This is a genomic window from Endozoicomonas sp. (genome assembly GCF_031844845.1).
Classification (GTDB): domain Bacteria; phylum Pseudomonadota; class Gammaproteobacteria; order Pseudomonadales; family Endozoicomonadaceae; genus Endozoicomonas.
In genome coordinates this window covers 1-3,322 of sequence record NZ_JAVRMB020000412.1, presented here as the reverse complement: position 1 = coordinate 3,322, position 3,322 = coordinate 1, and the positions used below count along the sequence as shown (strand labels likewise).

The 3,322-nt window shown below is 43.8% G+C and carries 3 protein-coding genes and 1 pseudogene; 2 read left to right on the top strand and 2 right to left on the bottom strand.

Annotated features, from left to right (window positions below; genetic code table 11):
- On the bottom strand, positions 1-357 hold a 357-nt coding region (locus tag RM811_RS22800), incomplete at its 3' end, for a transposase (RefSeq protein ID WP_402528860.1).
- Positions 358-426: 69 nt separating this feature from the next.
- Positions 427-1,537, bottom strand: a pseudogene (locus RM811_RS22795) (IS3 family transposase).
- 234 nt (positions 1,538-1,771) lie between these two features.
- Here RM811_RS22795 and RM811_RS22790 point away from each other — a divergent pair.
- Together RM811_RS22790 and RM811_RS22785 are read left to right on the top strand one after the other, a co-directional pair.
- Complete coding sequence (locus RM811_RS22790) at positions 1,772-2,629, top strand: transposase (protein WP_402528858.1); 858 nt, start codon at positions 1,772-1,774, stop codon at positions 2,627-2,629.
- Between the two features lie 117 nt (positions 2,630-2,746).
- Positions 2,747-3,322: hypothetical protein (locus tag RM811_RS22785; RefSeq protein WP_402528855.1), on the top strand; the 576-nt coding region annotated here is incomplete at its 3' end.

Genomic DNA, 3,322 nt, shown 5'->3' with positions numbered 1-3,322 from the left:
ATAAATATCCTCAATCCGGTCACGAATAGCACTTGGCATTAGCATCATACCAACGGTTTTGAAGCCCTTACAGTAATGCCAGGAAAGGCTGAGCAATTTCATCATGCGCAAGGCCAGATGATTGCCATCTCTGTCGACAACTCCCTGGAGTTCCCTCAAATGATGGGCATTGCAAAGAACATGCACTGCCGCATAAGTAAAGTAGGGTTTCCAATGGTCATGAACCAGCACTCCGGCAAAAGTAAGCAGAATGCCCATGGCATCCATTGCCTTACAACCCCGTTTTTCAGACAGGTAAGAGTGTCCATTGCTCATCCCGCATGATGTGTAGCCAATGAAGGGAGCCTTTGGCCTCATTAAAGTGGACCCCACTGTCAAGACAATAAAACACAGAAATTAAGTTAAGTCCTGGCAGTGGTTGTAAGACTAACATGCAAAGTGAATTGCTTGAGGCGTCTTGTAATTGAGCGACTGGTGTAGACGCTCGGTATTGTAAAACTCAAAGTATTCATCCAGCCCGGAATGAAGCTCAGGCACTGTCTGAAATTCATGTGTATACAGCCATTCGTATTTCACTGAACGTCATAGCCTTTCAATAAAAATGTTATCCAAAGCTCGACCTTTGCCATCCATACTGATACGAATTTCTCGTTTCTGCAAAGGGGCCAGGAACTCTTGACTGGTGAACTGACAGCCTTGATCCGTGTTGAAAATATCAGGCTGACCATGCTCCAAAGCACTGTTCAACGCATGAATACAAAAGTCAGCATCCAGTGTATTGGACAATTGCCAGCTAATTACGTAGCGGCTATACCAGTCGATAATCGCAACCAGGTACATGAACCCCTGAGGCATGGGGCAGTATGTAATATCAGTACTCCAGACCTGGTTAGGCCTGACAATCGCCACGCCTCGGAGTAGATATGGGTACACTTTATGCGCTTTGTTACGCAGGCTGGTACCGGGCTTTGGTGCCACTGCTTGAATGCCCATTAGCCTCATAAGCCGTTGTATGCGCTTCCTGTTCACGAGATACTCCTGTCCATTGAGCCATGCGGTTATCTTGCGGCTGCCGTAAAAGGGCGTCCGTGTGTACTGTTCGTCAATCAGCCGCATCAGGTGCAGATTCTCCAGACTTTCCTGTGCGGGTGAAGCCTGGTAATACCAGCTTGACCTGTTCAACCCAAGCAACTCACACTGACGCTGCACGCTCAGCTCTGGGTGACCCGGTTCAATGCACATCCGCTTGTCGTTAATTGACATTGCCAGATTTTTTTTTCAACCAGTCAAGCTCCATTTTCAGGCGACCGATCTCTTGGTACAATGGGGCTGTCAACGCTTCCGGATCAATATCAGGTCTCGTTCGTCCAAAGACTTCAGAAACCCCCTTGAGCAGCTGTCGTTTCCATTGGCTGATCTGAACCGCTGCTATTTCATGCTCACTGGCCATCTGGTTGATGGTCTTGTCACCTTTATAGGCCTCAAGTGCAACTTGAGCTTTAAACTCTGGTAAGTGTCGTTTTCTTTTGGCTGCCATGATGCCCTCCTGAAGGGTCATGTTACAGCCAGGAAACTTAACTTATCTACTTGTCCACTTTATGGGGTCCACTATATCATCAGTAATTCCCGGCGAATATACGACAATGGATTCTAACAATAATCAAATCCGTGCTTAAAAATAAGAACAAACAACCCCAAGCACCTTTATCCTAAATTCAGAAGTTAAAAGTTTCGGCTAAACTGTAACCCCTCTAATACAGAGGGATTCAGGATGGTTTTAGCTCCCAAACCAATTCACCCTAAGGGTGAGTCGAAAGAGCTCGGCAAACCGCTGTCATCTGCCACCATTGAGGTAGATACATTTGAAGGGAAGATTCACGTCGAGTGGGAACCGGGCGCATCGGTAACCCCAATGGGACAGTTAGCTTTTTTTATTCAGTTTCTAAAAACCGGCTGTCGGTTTGAACCTTGGGTTAATGATTGTCCGTTAGTTTATACAAGCAATAACGCTCCTGGAAAAGTTGATGTTCTGGGTTCTTTTCTTCTCTCGATACTGTCAGGTCATAAGCGTTATGCTCATATTGCAACGTTAACAGGTGATGGTGTTAATTCTAAATTACTGGGCATGAAGAAAGTTGTCAGTGATGATTCTGCCCGTCGAGGACTTCTTAAAATTGATGAAGAAGAAGGCGTTGAATGGTTACAGAATCACCTGCAACAATGCTACGAACCTTTATTAAGAATTCCGTGGATAATGGATGTCGATGTGACAATAAAAACAATCTACGGTAATCAGGAATGGGCTGTCGTAGGTTATAATCCACATAAACACGGTCGGCCTTCTCACACCTATCATACTTACATGATGGCTAATTTAAAGTTGATTCTTGAAGTCGAGGTTCAACCAGGTAATCAGGGGAATAGCGCCCATTCATTACCGGGGTTAATGAGTTTATTAAAACGCCTTCCAAAAGAATGCTGGCCTGAATTTGTACGGGGTGATTGTGATTGGGGCAGCGATCGGGTAATGACAGAACTTGAACAAATCGGATGTGATTATCTGTTCAAAATAAAGAAGACCGTAAACGTCAAGAAAGCCATACATCATGCACACTGTAGCGGAGGCTGAACTCGGTATGACAAGCACTGGGAAGGCAAGGAATCCACATTAAAACTGTCTGTATGGACAAAATAAAGGCGCATTATTATTGTCCGGAGAAGGCTTCCAAAAAATGACGTTTTATTATTGGAGCACGATAGTAAAAAAGGTCAGAAGGAACTCGGCTTTGTTGAATGCCCGGAAAACATAAAGCTCTTTGAATACTCGGTATTAGTAACAACTCTTGATAATGATGTTGTTTCAGTTATTGATCATTATCGAGACCGTGCTGATTGCGAGAACAATTTTGATGAAATTAAAAACCAGTGGGGCTGGGGAGGTTATACCACTCAAGATTTAAAGCGATGCCGCTTCATCTCAAGAATGGTTGCCTTAATATATAATTGGTGGACGCTTTTTGTCAGATTAAGTAATCCAGACTCGCATAAAGAATCAATAACAAGCCGTCCGTTATTAATGAGTGCAATTGGTAAGCTGACCGAAAGTGGCCGTCAGAAAACTATAAGCATTACCAGTCAACACAATTTAATGAAAAAAATACAAGAAATGCAGACGAATCTGTGTGGTTTTTTTGATTCAATTAAAACGATTGCGCCGCAGTTAACTCCACTTGACGTATGGTGTCGTATATTAACACGAGCGGTATCAAAATTTTTAATAAATGGGCAAATTATTGCCCCATTACCGGTAATCAATACCAGT